This window comes from Moraxella sp. (assembly GCF_024227015.1).
Lineage (GTDB): Bacteria > Pseudomonadota > Gammaproteobacteria > Pseudomonadales > Moraxellaceae > Moraxella.
Genome location: NZ_JAAELD010000059.1, coordinates 1 through 1,185 on the forward strand (window position 1 = coordinate 1; position 1,185 = coordinate 1,185).

Annotated in this window: 1 protein-coding gene; it reads left to right on the forward strand. The window is 45.8% G+C overall.

Features of this window, described 5'->3' with window-relative positions:
• The coding region (locus GY683_RS01195; protein ID WP_297287015.1) for a dihydroxy-acid dehydratase at window positions 1-1,165 on the forward strand (1,165 nt) is incomplete at its 5' end.
• Between the last annotated feature and the right edge of the window lie 20 nt (window positions 1,166-1,185).

Below are 1,185 nucleotides of genomic sequence, written 5' to 3' on the forward strand. Positions count from 1 at the left end.
ATGTATTACAGGAACATTAAGCGAAGCAGATCGTCAAGATGTCGTTAAACATGCTTGCCCAGGCGCAGGGGCTTGTGGTGGAATGTACACCGCTAATACAATGGCTTCTGCCATTGAAGCCTTGGGCATGACTTTACCCTATAGTTCATCTATCCCCGCCGAGGTTGCCGGTAAATTAGACGAATGTGTCAAAGCGGGTGCAGCCATCCGCAACTTATTGGAAAAAGACATTAAACCCCGCGATATTATGACTCGCGCCGCCTTTGAAAATGCAATGGTCATTGTAATGGCATTAGGCGGCTCTACCAATGCAGTGCTCCACCTGATTGCGATGGCTAGAGCGATAGACGTTGAATTAACCATTGATGATTTTCAAAAAGTCAGTGATCGTGTGCCGTTCTTAGCTGATCTTAAACCAAGTGGACAGCATGTCATGGAAGATATTCATAATGTCGGTGGTACGCCAGCAGTGATGAAATACCTCTTAGAAAAGGGGCTGCTTAATGGTGACTGCTTGACAGTGACGGGCAAAACCGTTGCAGAAAATTTGGCGGACTTACCTGGATTAACAGAAGGTCAACAAGTTATTCATCCACTGGAATCTCCCATCAAAAGCACAGGACATATTCAGATACTCAAGGGCAATCTTGCCCTCGGCGGAGCGGTGGCAAAAATTACCGGCAAAGAAGGTTTAAGCTTCACAGGACCCGCAAAAGTCTATGATAGTGAAGAAGAAATGCTCAGTGCGCTAGAGCGTCAAGAAATTGTTAAAGGCGACGTAGTCGTTATTCGCTATGAAGGTCCAAAGGGTGGTCCTGGTATGCCAGAGATGTTGACTCCGACTTCTGCCATTGTCGGTGCGGGTTTAGGTAAAGAAGTCGCCCTACTCACCGATGGACGGTTTTCTGGCGGTTCACATGGCTTTATTGTCGGGCATATTGTCCCAGAAGCACAAGAAGGCGGCACGCTTGCATTGATTAAAAACGGTGATATCATTACAATTGACGCAAAAAACAATACACTAAGTGTGGCTATTAGTGATGATGAAATAGCGCAACGTAGTGCAAAATGGACGATGCCGCCTTACAAAGCGACACGGGGAACGCTATATAAATATATCAAAAATGTCAAAAACGCATCAGAAGGCTGTGTGACGGACGAATAGGAATGGTGAATTATGAATGG